Source organism: Lentimicrobiaceae bacterium (assembly GCA_023227965.1).
Taxonomy (GTDB): domain Bacteria; phylum Bacteroidota; class Bacteroidia; order Bacteroidales; family JALOCA01; genus JALOCA01.
The window spans coordinates 1-16,520 of sequence record JALOCA010000011.1; the positions used below are offsets into that span (position 1 = coordinate 1).

A 16,520-nucleotide genomic window follows, 5' to 3' on the forward strand; every position below is an offset into this window, starting at 1 on the left:
ACGAAATCAAAACTTTCGTCATTGAACGGAAATTTGAAATCTTCAGCCTGGGTTTCACCTTTAGCATTGTACAACTTATTGTAAATGTCAACATAATGGAAACGGAAATTGGGATGTTGTTTGCGGAAATGTGTGTTGCACCATCTTATCCCTTTCTTTACAATATCAAACCCATCGTACGTTCCTTCTGTGTTGAGGTAAGAAACCAGCGGTATCGCCATCCGTCCAACACCACAGCCAACATCCAGCACTTTATGATTGGGTTGTAGCCCGCAATATTTTTTAAAATATTCCAGAAATTGCTCTCCCTGCACAATATAATTTCCTCTTCCTGTAAAAATCAATCCTTTGGGAGGCACAAGCGGATGTCGCTTCCGTGTTATTTTTTCGAAAATATCAATCGGTAAGTAATAATATTTTCTGATAATATATCGTAAATCGGAGTTTACAGCATAATACAATCGTCTTTTTAAGCCCATCTTTTAAGTTTTAATATAATAAAAAGTGTAGTAAACAGGAATATGCTTATAAGCGAAATAAGAAATGCTACTTCAACAGGTTTCACCTCAAATTGGAATTCGACAATATTTCTTCCGGCAGAAATTGGTACCGACATAAACAATAAATTAGAAGTGATTATTGGTACGGATTTATTATTTACAGTTGCTTTCCATCCATTGAAATTACTTTGTAGTAAAGTTAACATTTGCGGTTCGGAAGTTTGAGCAGTAATTATCATTTTTTCAGGTGAAAAAGAGCTAAAATAAGCTGAATCGTTTAAAGTTTGTTTTAAAGTGTCGCTATATTTTATGCACAATGAGTCGAGAATAAAAAGTGTTTTGCTTGAAAAATTACCGGAATTGTATTGATTTTTAAGTGATGAAAGTGGTTTTAGGTCAGAAGATAAATAAACCGGAATGTTTTGTGTAATGGAATCGAGCAAACGTGGAAAACTGTCGGTAAGCATTTCGTATCCGTAAAAACGGAAAGGTGTAAAACCTTCTTTCCCAATTTGTTTGTAAAAGATATTCATGTTTTTCCAAAAAATGGCTTTGCTTTTACTTTGGTCTGTGTTTTTGGATACGCTATGATTTGCAGGAATAGGAAACTGATTGGGGAATGTTTTTTCAACTTCCGAAACTTCTTTGGTAGTTATGTAAGCATGAGTAGTATATGGTGTTACTAATCTGGCGCAGACAACGGTTTCTGCTATAGTAAAAAGTAAAATTGCAGAAAGTAAAACTGCCGGTTTCTTTAACCTTGTTATGATAAAAATCAGGGTTATAATAAAAATAGCCTGGATGATTCCCTGGGAAAAAATATGTTCGTGAATCGTTGAATAATTTATTTCCCGGAAAAATCCGCTTTTAAGGAAATAAGGCAAATCCATCGTATAGAAACATAGTTGATATACCGGAAATATTATAATAATTCCAAGCAATGTGAAAGATATGTATTTAATTTTACTTTTATACTTTTCCGGCTGTTGAAAAAAGCATTGCAAGGCATCAGAAGCAAAAACCAAAAATCCCAGAATTGTAAAATACCTAAACAAACCGGGAAACCGGAAGAGGTTCATTAAAGGAATATTATGATAAAGCCATTCTCTTACAGGTAAGTATTTACCCATTGCTGCCAAAAGGCTCCCCGCTCCGAAAACCATCAATACCCAAATGAAGCGTTTATGTTTTATGGTCAACGAAACAAAAAAGAAAACAAGCATTAGTAGCCCCATGTAAATATCTGCCATCGAAATATCTGTATCAAAATACGCTTTATTTTTTGCCAGAGCATAAGGAAGAATCAACGAAATAAAAGCTCGTGGAGAAACTGGAAACAATTGTGCCGATGCCAGGTCAACCCCGGCACCTCTCGACAAGTATGGCAATACACCATAAACAGATATAATTGTTATACAGCTCATCAGCAATGCCATTACTCCCGATAATACCGTAAAAAGGAAAAAACGAAGCGCCCCTTTATTGTCTTTTTTTTCTTTGATCAAAACATATATTCCTCCTAACAAAAGCAATGCGGTGAAATACAGTAAAATGAAAGAAAAAGCCGGGTAACCTCCGGTAACCAGTAAAAAAGCAAACAGGGCTAATTTCAGGGAATTATAAAAATTTTTCTGATGATACAGGTCAATAAAAGCACCAATGATGAAAGGAATCCATGTACCACTGATTATGTAAGTAAGATGTTGCGAATTACCGATAAAAAACCCGGACAAAATATAGGAAATGGCTGCGATAAGTGCCACACTTTTTTGCATTTTCAATTTGCCGATAAGTTGATAAAATCCCACACCAGCAATGAAAATATGTAGAATAAATTCAAATGCAATAGAATAGATGTTATACCCAAAACAATAGCCAATGATCCAGGCGAAAGGATACCAGCATCCGCTCTGCGGGTCGGCATGAATAGGCTGCCCGAATGCAGAATAAGGATTCCATAACGGCAACAGATGCTGCTGAAGGCTTTCGCCCACAAAATACCGCCAGGGCAGGTAACAATCAATCATATCATATTTTACGCAGTATTGGAACGATGCTACCGACCAGTATCCTGCAACGGTTACAAGCAAAAGAACAATGTAAGGGTTTGAAAAAACATTTTGTATATGTTTTTTTATTTCCTGCATAGGCTAAATTAGTTTAATACCGTTTTTAAAACCGGAAGAGATTTTACCTCTCTAAAACCTGGCAAATGTATGCGAAAATATGCAATTAGCTTTTCGAGAAGCAAAGTGCGTTCGGCATACGAAAGCTGAAATTCCTTTTCCGGGGAAGAAATAAACCGGAAAAATATACCGGAAAGCCTTGGTGGCAAATAGTCTTCATCAACCGGAACTACCGGCTGGAATTTTCCCTCGTTCAGGTTAAATATGCAATTCCCTTCCGAATAGTTTAAAGCAGGAAAAAATCCGAGAAAACGGGAAATCCTGAGCATAAAATAAAGATGAAAAGAAGCCACACTTTCTTTTGTAGTGTCTAATTCAATGATTGTATCGTAAATGAATTGAAAAAACGGCGGGTTGGCTTCGTGCTCCCTTACCGAGTTAATCAGTATTTCGTTAAGGAAAAAAACGATTGCGTTTTTTTTCATATCGAAAGGCAGGGATTGAAACACATATGCAGATTTGATTTCTTTAGGATGTTGTATCTCGGTGTTTTCACTAAAATATACCTCCATTTCGAGTAATGAAAGATGCTCAAGCAGGTTACTTTTTGTTTTGGAGCGTCTGCTACGCATCCCTTTGAATAGATAGGTTTGCAACCCTAATTGCTCGGTATAAATTTTGGCAATAACACTGGTTTCGGAATATTTAATCCGGCTGAGTACAATTCCCCGTGTTGAAATCAGCGTTTTGATAAGAAAAGAATTTATCAGGTGGTTTCTTTGATCAAATACAGAGGGCGGGCTTTAACTTCGTTAAAAATGCGTGCAATATATTCTCCTATAATTCCCAAGCTCAGTAATTGAAATCCTCCGATTATCAATACCGACAGCAAAATTGATGTCCAGCCGGGAATGGTTTTGCCGGAAAAATATTCTACAATTGCATAAATTGCATAGATAATGCCAAAAAGAAAAATCAATAACCCTACGTAAAAAGCCATGCGTAAAGGCTTGGAAGAAAAGGCAGTTATCCCGTTCAAACCAAGACTCAGCATTTTTTTCAGGGTATATTTTGAAGAACCGGCATTACGTTCGGAGGCTGTATAAGAGAGGTAAGTTTGTTTAAATCCTACCCAGTTAACCATTCCCCGTGTAAACCGGTTTCTTTCACGCATTTGTAGAAAAGCTTCCAGTGCTTTGGCACTTACCAGCCTGAAGTCGGCGGATGAGGGTTCTATCGGAAAATCGGAGAGGGTGTTTAAAAATTTATAAAACCATCGGGAGGAGATGCTTTTAAAGTAACCATTTCCTTTGGTTTCCATACGTCTGGTATTCACTACGTCGAAACCTTGTAAATACAGTTCGTACATTTCTTTAATTAGTTCGGGCGGGTGTTGCAGGTCGGCATCCATCATCGCCACTGTTTTTCCCTTTGCCGACTCCAATCCGGCAGTTAATGCTGCCTGATGGCCAAAATTTCTTGATAAAGAAATTCCTTTTACATGTTTGTCGTCGCTGCTGATTTTTTTGATTATGGAAAAAGAAGTATCTGTGCTACCATCGTCCACGAAAATTATCTCGTAATTATTTGAAATAGTATTGGTAATTTTAGTCAGCTTTTCGTAAAGCGGAATAAGGTTTGGTTCTTCGTTGAATAACGGAACTACGATGGACAAAACAGGTTGTATATCCATAAAAGGAGTATGGGTTAAAACAGGAAGTAAAAATAGAAAGAAATCCGGTTATTTAATCACCAGAATTTTTGTTACCAATGTTTTTGACCCATTTTTGTCGGAGGCAAACACAAGATAGACTCCGGAATGTGCTCTGCTGCCATCAAAGTTTTTCCCTTTCCAAATTGCCCGGCTTCCGTTGGCTTTAGTTGAATATACCAGATTACCTGCTATATCGGTTATTTTAACATCCGAATTATCTGCCAATCCATCGATAGTAATTGAACCATTAAATCCTTCACGAACGGGGTTGGGATATGCATATACTTTGGTAGTGTCATTGTCTGGGCTGGCAGCTGTTCCTTTATAGGAAACTATTCCTTTGCTTGTTCCGAAGAAAACTTCTCCGTCAGCATCAATAGCTATTGAAGAAATGGTATTCGCTAATATTGGGCTTTCCTCTTCAGTAAAATGACTAACTTGTTTGGTGCCGTCTGAAGACATCAGGAATGCTCCTGATTTTTCCGTGCCAAACCATTTGCGGTTGGCTCCATCTATGGCGATGGCGTTCACAGATTCCGTTTCGAGCAGATACTGCCAGTAACCACCCACTTCGAGCAAGATTTTTTGCGCATCAAAATTTTGACCTGTAAATACGTTTTCAGGGGAATAGAACACTATAACTCCCTTATCTGTTCCCACCCAAATGGCACCATCTCTGTCCTGTGCAATACTATAAATAAAATTACCCGGAATATTTCCGTTACCGATTATTGAGGTTAATCTTTTCACCTGAGTATTGGCAGCATTAACAACCAGGATGTTATTGCTTCGGGTAAGTATCCATTTTTGTCCGTAATTGTCCACCAATAATGCTCCTAAGTCCAGTCCACCTAATGCCGAGCCCAGATCGTAAGAAGTCCAGATTCCGTTGGGTGTACGTTTTGATAAGGCAATATCTGCATGTGAACAAATTACCCATAAATTATTTTCATTGTCAAAACAAACACCACCCACCATAATGTATTTGTTCTCAATGTTTTCTCTTTGCAGAGTGCTGTTATGGCTGTCGTAAATTTCGGTGAGGGCACCATCGGTAAGTTCCAGCAAGCCCTTATCCCAGGTTCCGACATAGGCTTTGTTGGGGTTGGTGGGATTGACGGCTACACAAACAAAATCGGTAATAGTATCGAATGTATTGTCGGTATCGGAGTTAAATGATTGCCATTTGTTATTTGTAAAAGCATATATACCAGCCCTATTCCATGTTTTTGCCCAGGATTGGGTATGCCCTCCGGAAACTACCCACACATTATTACCTTTAGCATTCATGGCATAAACGTTCGTAGAGGCAGGTCCGTTAAGCAGATATTGTTTGTAACTCCACTTGTCGTAGTTTTTAATCAATCCATATCTATTGTCGGCTATCCAAATATTTCCGTCAGTGTCTATATGAACATCTTTGGGTCTTGGCCAAATTGATCCCAATCCATCATAAGAATAAATTCTTTGTATCAATGAATCATTGGTATTGGTAATATCAACAAACCCGTCACCGCATTTAACAAGCTTATCTAAAAAAACTTTTACGCTATTATATCGTGCTTGGTTGGTTGTGAATACTTTATCCCATTTGCCCTCAGTTTTTTTATACATCATATCTGAAGCAGAATCGTTAATACTTTGATTTGCATAAATACATCCATTAAAAAAAACTATCGCATTGTATTTTTGGTCAGGGAGTTCGATTGTGGTATCCCTGGTCCAAGAAGTATAGCTCGAAATATAGGGATTGTTATAATCCGCATAAAAAAGTCCGTTCTCGGTAGCCGCCCAGATGATAGAGTCCGTAGTGTTTAATGTAACATCCAGTACGTTGACCTGACTCCCGTTGTCTCCGATATACCAGGTATCTTTAATTTCCTCACGTTCCACATCCAACACAACAATACCAAAACCACAGCATAAATAAGCATATTTACCAACAAATTGAATCTTGTTAATGGTTTTATTACCTAAAATTTCTTTGCGTTTTATATCTGAGATATTGATAATGGTACCATTTTTAATCAGATCAATATTAGTATTGGCATATGCAACGAGCAGTGTATTTTGCTCCTTATTGTAAGATATCCAACTGATTCCTACATCAGATAATCCATTGACTTTTGTTAATCGGCTGATACTGTTATCGGATGTATTGAATGAAAATAGCCCTTGGTAAGTAGCACAATATATTTCCGGTGACACTTCGGCTACTGATAAACACTTGTTATAGGGAAGATGATCACGCCATTGGTCAATTCCTATTTCCTGTGCTAAAGCCGATAAGGATAGGGAAATTAATACCAAAACAATAAAAAATGGTTTAAATTTTTGCATATAGAAAATTTAAGACTACAATAGTACAACACTTTACCGAAAGTAAAACTGTTTTTTTATCGAATTATTGTAATGAAATTATAAAAAAGGCTGTTTTACCAGGCATAAAACGTTTTTGTAACCCAAATTTATAGTGATACGACTTATGAATTTATAGTTGAAAAAGAACCGCTTAATAATAATCAACTACTTGCGTATTGAACTTATCCGGAGAATTTATTGTAAAACTACAACGGCATTTAGCAACTTCTGTGAAAAGACCAAAAATATCTTCTGCATTTTGGCTTTGAATTATCTTTGCTGTATCGTTAAACCACAGGTTAATAAATTTGAAAACCAAGTCTCCCCTAAAAATAACATTCAAAACCAATTAGTAATATTCCAAATAAATAAAAGCTTCTATAGGTTTTTTGTCCTACCGTAAAATTATCGGCAAACATTTCATTATTTGCTCTTTTTTATACTTTTGTAGCATTCATAATTTAAAAATTCACGGGATGAAAAAGAAAAATTTTTCGCAATGGTTTGCAAGCCTGACAATGGTAGCAATAGCATTAGGTGTAATTGTTGGATGTTCAAATACTAAAACAAAAATGGAAAAAGAACTAAAAAATTTCATTAAAAACTACGAAACCAAAATTATTCCCCTAAGCAAAGAAGCCAGTTTAGCCTACTGGAACGCTTCTATTTCGGGTAAAGATGAAGATTACAAAAAGGCAGAGGACTTAAATATTCAGCTCACAAATATTTACGCTAATAAAGAAGATTTTGCAAAACTTAAAGAAATCAAGGATGCGAATGCTATTTCCGACCCTCTGATGAAACGACAACTGGATGTATTGTATAACGCCTACCTTTCGAACCAGGTAGATACGATGAAACTTGCAGAAATAATCAAGTTACAGACCGAAATTGAAAAAAAATATTCCAATTTCAGAGCAGAAATAAATGGGAAACAATTATCGGATAATGACATTGAATCCGTATTGCAAACCTCAACAAATTCCGACGAATGTAAAAACGCTTGGATGGCACATAAAAAAATCGGGACAGTTGTAGGCGAAGACATTAAAAAACTGGTGAAACTTCGTAACGAAGTGGCTAAAGAACTTGGATTTAGCAATTATCACGAGATGAGTCTCCAGCTTAGCGAGCAAGACCCGAAGGAAATTGAAAAAATTTTTACAGAACTTGACAGCCTTACCCGTCCGGCTTTCGCCCAGGTAAAATCTGAAATAGATGACTATCTTGCTAAAAAATTCAACATTAAAAAAGAAAAACTGATGCCCTGGCATTATCAAAACCGTTTTTTCCAGGAAGCTCCAACAATTTATAAAACCAATCTCGATCAATATTACACAGGAAAAAACCTTGTTAAATTAACAGATACATATTATAAAAGTATGGGCATTGACATCAGCGACGTGATTTCGCGCAGCGACCTGTTTGAAAAACCCGGTAAAAATCAGCATGCTTACTGTATTGACATTGATAATAACGGGGATGTTAGAGTGTTGTGCAACATAAAACCGAACTCCAAATGGATGAATACGATGTTACATGAAAACGGACATGCCGCCTACGACAAATATATTGACAATAGTTTGCCCTTTTCATTGCGGAACCCTGCGCATATTTTTACTACAGAAGCAATCGCACAAATGTTTGGACGCTTTGCCTCCAACCCACAGTGGATGAAAGATATATTGAATATTCCGGAAGAAGAAAAAAACAAAATCAGTGAAGATTGTTTTAAAACTCTTCGTCTCGAACAATTGGTGTTCAGCCGCTGGGCACAGGTAATGTATAATTTTGAAAAACAACTCTATACCAACCCTGATCAGGACATTAATGCACTTTGGTGGACCTTGGTAGAAAAATATCAGATGGTGAAACCTCCCGCCGGACGCAATGAACCCGACTGGGCTTCCAAAATTCATATTGCCACTTCTCCGTGCTATTATCACAATTACCTGCTTGGAGAATTGCTTGCCTCGCAGTTATACCATTACATCGGAACTAATATTCTGAAGTCTGAAGACATGAAAAACCAGGATTTCTTCAATAACCCCGAAGTTGGAAAATATCTTATCGAAAAAGTATTTCAACCCGGAAGTAAATATTATTGGAATGATATGATTGAAAAAGCCACCGGTGAAAAACTTACCGCAAAATATTACGCAAAGCAATTTGTTAATTAACGAGTTCCCGATAAATAAAAAAGGCTGCAACCGAAAGGAAGCAGCCTTTTTTATTATAAATCAAGCTTCGTATGCTTTAGTGTAAATGTATTTTCTGTTACTTTATTAATCTAAAACCAATTAGCATCTCCTCTTTGTTATTTACACAAAATCTGAGACAATACCGCAAGCCGGGTTTGCCGACCATCATTAAGAGAGCCTAAAAAAAGGCAAAAGAACCTTGTTATACATAGTCAGGGTAATGAAGATTGTGTACTTTTGAAGTTTGAAAAACGAAGGCAAACTTGTTTTTAATTTATTGATTTAATGAGCGAAGCAATTCATCATGAATGTGGCATTGCGGTAATCCGGCTCCGCAAACCCCTTGAATACTACCTTTCGAAATACGGAACTGCATTTTATGGGTTGCACAAACTGCACCTGCTGATGGAAAAACAGCACAACCGCGGGCAGGACGGGGCAGGAATTGCATGTATCAAACTGGATATGCCCCCCGGCAGCAAATACATTAACCGGCTGCGTTCCAATTCTCCGGCTTCTATTAACGATATTTTTAAAGGGTTATATGATAATATTCAGCAACTTACAGAAAAGTTTCCGAACCAGATCCACGATATTCAGTGGCTGAAACAAAACATGGATTTTACAGGCGAACTTTTCCTTGGACATCTTCGTTACGGAACATTCGGGAAAAACCGGATTGAAAACCTGCATCCCGTAAAACGGGCAAATAACTGGATGACGCGTAATCTTGTCCTTGCCGGGAACTTTAACCTTACCAATGTGGATGAGCTGTTCAATAAACTGATTGAATTGGGGCAGCATCCAGTTGAAACCACCGATACCCTGACTATGCTCGAAAAAATTGGGCATTTTCTGGATGTGGAAAATGAAAAATTATACCAGAAATACAAAAGTGAGGGATTTGAAAAAAAGGCTATTTCTGCGCTCATAGCCGAAAATATTGACCTTGTCCATGTTTTGCGTGAGTCTGCCGAACGCTGGGATGGTGGTTATGTTATGGCGGGATTATTAGGACACGGCGATACTTTTGTAATGCGCGATCCTTCAGGAATACGTCCGGCTTATTTTTACCAGGACGACGAAATAGTTGTTGTAACTTCCGAACGTCCTGCAATACAAACGGCTTTTAATGTCCCTGTGGAAGCCATCAAAGAAGTTACCCCCGGAAATGCTTTAATTATTAAACGAAACGGAATCGTTTTTGAAGAAAGTTTTACTGCACCCATGCCCCGGAAAGCCTGCTCATTCGAAAGGATTTATTTTTCGAGAGGTACAGATGCTGACATTTACAGGGAAAGAAAATCGCTCGGCAGGCAACTGCTCCATCCTATTTTACAGGCAGTTGATTATGATATAGAAAATACTGTATTTTCGTACATTCCCAATACGGCGGCGGTAGCATTTTACGGGCTGGTGGAAGCTCTTCGCGATTTCTGCACCTCCATTCAAAAAGATAAAATATTGCAATTGCAGGGCGACATTTCCCCTGAAAAATTAGACGCCATTTTTTCACTGAAAATCAAGGTGGAAAAGATTGCAGTAAAAGATGTCAAACTGAGGACGTTTATTACCCAGGACAAACAGCGAAACGATTTAGTAGCCCATGTGTACGACATCACCTACGGCGTTCTGCGTAGCGGCATTGATAATCTAGTAGTGATTGACGATTCCATCGTTCGCGGAACTACTTTAAAAAAGAGTATTTTACGTATTCTTGACCGTTTACAACCCAAGTCCATTGTAATAGCTTCATCGGCTCCGCAAATCCGCTATCCCGATTGTTACGGAATAGATATGGCTAAACTTACGGACTTTGTTGCATTTAATGCCGCCATTGTACTGCTTAAGGAAACCCATCAGGAACACATAATCAATGAAATATATCAAAAGTCGAAAAGACAGGAAAACCTTCCAAAAGAACAAATTGTTAATTATGTAAAAGAAATTTACAAACCGTTTACCACCGAACAGCTTTCGCAAAAAATAGCCGAATTAGTAACTGCGAACAACGTAAAGGCGAAAGTGAAAATTGTGTACCAAACTATCGAAAATCTGCACCTGGCATGTCCGAAGCATACCGGTGACTGGTATTTTACGGGAAATTATCCTACTGCGGGTGGAAATAAAGTTGTGAATAAAGCCTTTATCAATTTTATTGAAGGGAAAAATGAAAGAGCCTACTAAGGCGATTTTCAGCTTCCCCAGCTTTCGCGGTCAAGACTGCGAAAATGAATGGCTTCGGCAAGGTGTTCGGTTTGTATTTCCGGGCTGTTTTCCAGGTCGGCAATGGTACGCGATACTTTTAGAATTCTGTCGTATGCCCTGGCGCTCAGCCCCAGTTTTTCCATGGCATTTTTTAATATCTGCCTGCTGGGTTCGTTAATTTCGCACACCTGCCTGAGCAGTTTGCTCGACATATGTGCATTGCAATATACTCCTTTTACATCGGTAAAACGTTGTTCCTGAATTTGACGGGCGGCAACAACCCTATGGCGAATTTTTTCACTTTTTTCAGAAGCTCTTGAGTCGGATAGTTCGCGAAAAGGCACCGGAACCACTTCCACGTGAATATCAATTCTGTCCATTAAAGGACCGGAAATTTTGTTCAGGTATTTTTGTACCAAACCCGGCGGACAGACACAATCTTTTTCGGGGTGATTATAATACCCGCAGGGGCAGGGGTTCATGGCTGCTACCAACATGAAACTGGCGGGGTAGGCTACCGTTGATTTTGCCCTGGAAATAGTTACTTCTCTATCTTCCAGTGGTTGTCGCAACACCTCCAATACTGTACGTTTGAATTCGGGAAGTTCATCAAGAAAAAGAACACCGTTATGTGCAAGCGAAATTTCGCCGGGTTGGGGGTTTCCACCTCCACCTACCAATGCTACGTCGCTTATAGTATGGTGTGGCGAACGAAAGGGACGGATAGAAATCAGGGAAGCATCTTTTTGCATTTTGCCGGCTACCGAATGTATTTTAGTGGTTTCAAGGGCTTCGTACAGGTTGAGTGGAGGTAAAATAGACGGCAGGCGTTTTGCCAGCATGGTTTTGCCAGCACCGGGAGGACCGATCAGTATTACATTATGTCCGCCTGCTGCCGCAATTTCGAGAGCACGTTTAATGTTTTCCTGCCCTTTAACATCAGAAAAATCAAATTCGTATTCGTTAAGATGGTTATAAAATTCTTCCCGTGTATTTACAGTTACCGGTTCCAGGATATTTTCTTCATTAAAAAAATCAATGACTTCCCTGATATTTTCCACTCCATACACCTCCAGATCGTTTACAATGGCAGCTTCCCTTGCATTTTGCCGGGGAAGGATTATTCCCTTAAATCCTTGGTTTCGTGCCTCAATGGCAATAGACAGTGCTCCTTTTACGGGTTGAAATCCTCCGTCGAGCGACAGTTCGCCCATGATGATGTATTCATTTATTCTCTCAACTTTTATCTGTTCGGAGGCAGCAAGTATGCCTACTGCAATCGTAAGGTCGTAAGCCGAACCTTCCTTCCGGATATCGGCAGGAGCCATGTTGATGATTATTTTTTTGCCCGGAAAGCGATAGCCGGTATTGCGCAGCGCAGCTTCAATACGCTGATGGCTTTCTTTTACAGCGTTATCGGGCAGTCCTACCATAAAAAACTGCACGCCGGGTTCCATGTTTATTTCTACGGTAATGGTAATGGCATTGATGCCATGAATAGTGCTACCGAAGGTTTTAACAAGCATATTTCTTTTTTTGTCGGCAATGTACAAATTATTTCGACAGGATGCAATGAAGCTAAAAAAGTTTACTACCGGTAACCACCCACCAGGGATGAATTTTGTAACCCATCCTACCGGCTTTTACGGCAGGGTCGAGTTTTACGAAACTTTCGGCTTCTTCATAACTTTCTATGGATATTAAAACCCTGATGGGTTATACAAAACATATTTTATCCCGAACTCAGGTTAATAAATAGCTTTCAGTTTTTGGATGTAAAATTTCTGAGTTGTTTTTCGCCCAACCTGCGCACGGGAAACCAGGCTGCTACAATTCCCAAAGCAAGCACGGTGGCAAAAACAGAAAGGAAGTCCATCCATTGCATCTTAACAGGATAGGCATTTACCACAAAAGTGCTGTCGGCAGACTGCAACCGTATGATGCCAAACTGCTGTTGCAGATAGCAAACAATAAATCCGAAAAATAGACCCAACAAAGCACCTCCTATCGAAATGAGTAAACCTTCAGTGCGGAAAATATTTTTGATAAGTCTGTTATCGGCTCCCATGTTGCGTAGTATGCCTATATCTTCGGTCTTGTCGAGAATAAGCATGGAAAGAGAGCCTACTACATTAAATGCCGCTATGAAGAGAATAAAAGCAAGGATTAGAAAAATTGCCCATTTTTCTGATTTCATGATACGGTAAAGCATTTCCTGTTGCTGAAAACGGTTTTTTACAACAAAATCTTTACCACACAATGTCTCTGCTTGCTTTTGTATCTTGTCCTGAGAGATTTTATCTGACAGTGAAAGTTCTATCGAGGTGAGTTCCTGGTCGTAATCGAGCAGTCTGCGTGCAAAACGAATTGGAACCAAAAGATATTTGGTATCGAAATCCTGTTGCACGGAAAAAATACCCGACAGGTAAATAGCCTCACTATTGAACGCTTCTTCAAGATTAAGTGAAACATTGCTGCCTCTGCGCGGAACGTAAACCATCAGGGGTGTGTTAAAATCGTTCAGTTGTACATTCAGGTAATACGCTATTCCGGCGCCCATTACTGCATAATCTGTTTCCCCGTCTTCCAATACAAAATCGCCTTCCACAAGCATAGTGTCAAGTGGATTCGCTTTTTTAAAACCGCTGCTTACACCTTTAATGGTGGCAATAAACTGCTTTTCGTGGTAACGAAGAAGGGCATTTTCTTCGATTACCTCGGTGTATTTTATCACGCCAGATAACTTTTTCAACTTTTCGGCAGGAATTGAGGATGCATTGAATGTTTTTCCTTCCTTCCAAGTAATCACCAGGTCGGGGTTAAATGTATTGAAGAGCGATTCCACCAACTGCTGGAACCCGTTGAACACCGAAAGCACCACTACCAATGCCATAGTTCCCACGGTAATTCCTGCCACCGAAATACCCGAAATGATATTGATGATGTTGTGCGACTTTTTTGCAAAAAAATATCGTTTGGCTATGTAAAACGGCAGGTGCACGGGGGATTATAAATGATTAATTATTAGTGATAAAATTAATAAACTATTATCAAATTAGGATATTACTTCCATGCTTTTACAATTAAGCCTGTTCCGGTTTTATGAGCGCCTTTAACATCAAAATAGTTCAACAGCAGCGAAAAAGGGAAGGTAATCAGGTAGTAAACAGGCAAGACAATAAAAAAGAGTTTTGAAACTCCTAGCAACTGTATAGGAAATTTCATTGAAAGTTTCCATGAAATTTTACCAGGGCAGCCATACTGGTAATATGCTTCGGTGCGGGCGAACCCTGCTTTTTGCAGTTTTTCCTGTATTTCGGAAATGTTATATCCGTCGCGTACATGTTCCCCGATGAATGAGCCGCCGCTGTGCTCATGCACATCAGAACCTCCCTGATCGGAAGGGGTAGAAATAAGTACCATTCCACCAGGATTCAATGCACGATGAAAATTTTCGAAAACGGTAACGTCTTTTAGAATATGTTCCATAACATCAACGGAAAGAATCAGGTCGTAACGTTCCGTTTCGGAAAGAGTAGTAAGGTCGCAGAAAGAAAAAGAGGTATTGCGTTTGCCAATGGTTGTAAAAAATGTGTTGCAGTCGTTTATCTGCTCGTTTTTAACATCCACGCCATGAATAGTCCATCTTTTATTTATTCCGGATAAGAAAAAGGAATATTGCCCAAAACCCGAGCCTGCATCTAAGAGGCGGGCTTCATCCCTGTGAAACTTTGCCCATAGCCGGATTTCTTTTTTAATGTGCCAGGTACGCAGTAGCAACAAATCGAGCATGCGATAGAATAATTTACGCAACAGGGGAGCCTTGTTGAAAAATTTCCCCAGTGTATGTTTTATAGGATCATATTGCATCAGGAAGGTGTTTCGTTATTTTTAAGCAGGTTTTCAATTTTTTCGATATAGTCGAGTGAATCGTCAATAAAAAATTCGAGTTCAGGGACCACTCTTAATTGTTTACCTACCTGCTGGGCAAGAGCATGGCGTATTTCGCGATGGTGTTTTTCTATTTGTTCAAACAGGGCGTTCTTATCCTTCATTCCGAAAAGACTCAGATAAACCTTTGCTAACGACAGGTCGCTGGTTACATGAACCTTTGTAACTGTGATAAGGGCGCTCTGAAAATGGTTACGACTTTCGGTTTGAAATATTAGCCCTAATTCCTTTTGCATCAAACGTGCAATTTTTTGCTGACGTGTACTTTCCATAGTGCAAAAATATTAAATAAATGTTCTTTTAATTATCTCCACGGCTGGCAGGAAATGTGGAAGCAATCCGGTTAACAAAAGTAAGAATATTTCCCTGTTTTGCGTTTAAAATAACCGGGCAGGAAAAAGAGTAACTGTGATCTGTGCAATTACAGGGTCATTTCGCCCCGCAGCGGAGCCTGCAAAAGTCGTTTTGTTTCTTCGGTTGGTAAATTTTGTCCGAGCAGAAACATAAGTTTCGTTACGGCGGATTCTGTGGTAATGTCGTATCCACTGATTACGCCTATTTTGCCTAATTCGGCGCTGGTTTCGTACTTACCTAAATCCACGGAACCGCCCCTACATTGTGTTACATTATAAATAATTATATCCTTTGCCGCAGCCTGTCGTAATGCATCGAGAAATCCGGGATGGGTGGGCGCATTTCCTGCTCCAAAGGTTTCGAGAATAACGGCTTTTAAGCCTTCGGTATGCAGTATGGCATTAACGGCAGCTTCCGAAATGCCCGGAAATAATTTGCAAATGGCAATATGCGTATCGAGGTTACGATATACCTTTAATTTTTTGAAATTGGGACGGGCTATGCTGTTGCGGTTGTAGCGGATATACACTCCCACTTCGGCAAGTATGGGATAATTACCCGAAAGAAATGCATCGAAGTTCTCGGCATTATACTTTGTGGTACGGTTGCCGCGGTACAGCTTATTCTCAAATTGTATGGCTACTTCGGGAACAAGGGGAGTGTTGTCTTCTTTTGCAGCAGCTATTTCAATGCTGTTGATAAAATTATCGCGGGCATCAGTTCGTATTACCCCGATGGGAAGTTGCGAACCGGTAAATATCACCGGTTTGTTAAGATTTTCAAGCATAAAACTGAGCATGGAAGCCGTGTACGCCATGGTGTCGGAACCATGTAAAATTACAAATCCGTCGTACTTTTCGTACTTTTCTTCTATGATTTCTGCAAGCTGAATCCAGAACTGCGGGTTCATGTTCGACGAATCGAGAAGAGGATCAAAAGAATGAAAGCTGAGTTGATAATCGAAATTACGGAGGATGGGAATATGCTGGTACAGATGTGCAAAGTCGAAAGGTTGCAATGCTCCGCTTTGTTTATCTTGTACCATACCAATGGTTCCGCCAGTGTAAATTACTAAAATGGATGTATTTTGCATTTTTTTTTCTCC

13 protein-coding genes are annotated in these 16,520 nt (G+C 39.2%); 3 read left to right on the top strand and 10 right to left on the bottom strand.

Annotation, left to right across the window (positions count from 1 at the left end):
* The 5 genes from M0R21_05305 to M0R21_05325 form a co-directional block, all read right to left on the bottom strand.
* On the bottom strand, positions 1–479 hold a 479-nt coding region (locus M0R21_05305; GenBank protein ID MCK9617234.1), incomplete at its 3' end, for a class I SAM-dependent methyltransferase.
* Positions 470–2,647, bottom strand: coding sequence for a YfhO family protein (locus tag M0R21_05310; protein ID MCK9617235.1), 2,178 nt, complete (start codon positions 2,645–2,647; stop codon positions 470–472). The genes M0R21_05305 and M0R21_05310, both read right to left, overlap by 10 nt.
* Positions 2,648–2,655: 8 nt before the next feature.
* On the bottom strand, positions 2,656–3,312 hold the full coding sequence (locus tag M0R21_05315) for a DNA repair protein RecO (protein MCK9617236.1): 657 nt from the start codon (positions 3,310–3,312) through the stop codon (positions 2,656–2,658).
* Between the two features lie 80 nt (positions 3,313–3,392).
* Positions 3,393–4,319 (bottom strand): glycosyltransferase family 2 protein, encoded by a 927-nt coding sequence (locus M0R21_05320; GenBank protein MCK9617237.1) that lies wholly within the window; start codon positions 4,317–4,319, stop codon positions 3,393–3,395.
* Between the two features lie 48 nt (positions 4,320–4,367).
* Positions 4,368–6,680 carry a T9SS type A sorting domain-containing protein gene (locus tag M0R21_05325; GenBank protein ID MCK9617238.1) on the bottom strand — a complete coding sequence of 771 codons (2,313 nt, stop codon included), beginning with the start codon at positions 6,678–6,680 and terminating at the stop codon, positions 4,368–4,370.
* 497 nt (positions 6,681–7,177) lie between these two features.
* Here M0R21_05325 and M0R21_05330 point away from each other — a divergent pair, with 497 nt between their 5' ends.
* Positions 7,178–8,881: a M2 family metallopeptidase gene (locus M0R21_05330; GenBank protein ID MCK9617239.1), complete on the top strand. Its 1,704-nt coding sequence runs from the start codon at positions 7,178–7,180 to the stop codon at positions 8,879–8,881.
* A 306-nt stretch (positions 8,882–9,187) separates the two neighbouring features.
* Positions 9,188–11,089, top strand: coding sequence for a class II glutamine amidotransferase (locus tag M0R21_05335; protein ID MCK9617240.1), 1,902 nt, complete (start codon positions 9,188–9,190; stop codon positions 11,087–11,089).
* Between the two features lie 8 nt (positions 11,090–11,097).
* On the opposite strand, the gene M0R21_05340 is transcribed toward M0R21_05335, so the two are convergent.
* Entirely contained in the window at positions 11,098–12,636 is a 1,539-nt protein-coding gene (locus M0R21_05340) for a YifB family Mg chelatase-like AAA ATPase (GenBank protein MCK9617241.1), read from the bottom strand.
* Positions 12,637–12,655: 19 nt separating this feature from the next.
* Between M0R21_05340 and M0R21_05345 the strand changes: the two genes are divergently transcribed.
* A complete protein-coding gene (locus M0R21_05345) occupies positions 12,656–12,814 on the top strand; it encodes a hypothetical protein (protein MCK9617242.1) in 159 nt (52 codons plus the stop codon).
* 58 nt (positions 12,815–12,872) lie between these two features.
* On the opposite strand, the gene M0R21_05350 is transcribed toward M0R21_05345, so the two are convergent.
* The 4 genes from M0R21_05350 to M0R21_05365 all read right to left on the bottom strand — a co-directional run bounded on the left by M0R21_05350 (position 12,873) and on the right by M0R21_05365 (position 16,508).
* Positions 12,873–14,111 (bottom strand): FtsX-like permease family protein, encoded by a 1,239-nt coding sequence (locus tag M0R21_05350; GenBank protein ID MCK9617243.1) that lies wholly within the window; start codon positions 14,109–14,111, stop codon positions 12,873–12,875.
* 62 nt (positions 14,112–14,173) lie between these two features.
* Positions 14,174–14,980, bottom strand: coding sequence for a class I SAM-dependent methyltransferase (locus M0R21_05355; GenBank protein ID MCK9617244.1), 807 nt, complete (start codon positions 14,978–14,980; stop codon positions 14,174–14,176).
* Positions 14,980–15,333, bottom strand: a complete 354-nt coding sequence (gene rbfA / locus M0R21_05360; protein ID MCK9617245.1) for a 30S ribosome-binding factor RbfA — start codon at positions 15,331–15,333, stop codon at positions 14,980–14,982. The genes M0R21_05355 and rbfA overlap by 1 nt, the downstream gene beginning before the upstream one ends.
* A gap of 149 nt (positions 15,334–15,482) precedes the next feature.
* Positions 15,483–16,508, bottom strand: coding sequence for a type I asparaginase (locus M0R21_05365; protein MCK9617246.1), 1,026 nt, complete (start codon positions 16,506–16,508; stop codon positions 15,483–15,485).
* Positions 16,509–16,520: the final 12 nt, after the last annotated feature.